This is a genomic window from Pseudomonas sp. PDM22 (genome assembly GCF_014851965.1).
In the GTDB taxonomy this organism is placed as follows: domain Bacteria; phylum Pseudomonadota; class Gammaproteobacteria; order Pseudomonadales; family Pseudomonadaceae; genus Pseudomonas.
Genome location: NZ_JACVAR010000049.1, coordinates 1 through 281 on the forward strand (window position 1 = coordinate 1; position 281 = coordinate 281).

Sequence of the window (281 nt, forward strand, 5' to 3'; positions counted from 1 at the left end):
GGCCATGGCGCGGACCTGTTCCAGGGCTTGCTCCAGCTCGCGCACGGCGGCCTGCATGTCCAGCGTTTTGCCCTGTGCGCCGGGCTGGGCGTCGGCGCTGATGAACAGGCCCTTGCCGGCGCGCACCACGCCCCAACCGTCGGTGCGCAGTTCGAAGCCTTCGCCGCGTTGCTGCCGTTGCGCATCCACCAGATGGCCGAGATTCAGCTGGCTCTTGCCGCTGTATTCGGTGCTGAGCTTGATGTGCTCTTTTCCGCGCGAGTCATCCAGGCGTAGCTTGT

At 66.2% G+C, this 281-nt stretch carries 1 protein-coding gene; it reads right to left on the reverse strand.

Annotated elements, in window-relative coordinates; all coding sequences use genetic code 11:
• Positions 1-281 (reverse strand): type VI secretion system Vgr family protein (locus tag IB255_RS30590; RefSeq protein ID WP_192211298.1); only part of this gene is annotated, 281 nt, incomplete at both ends.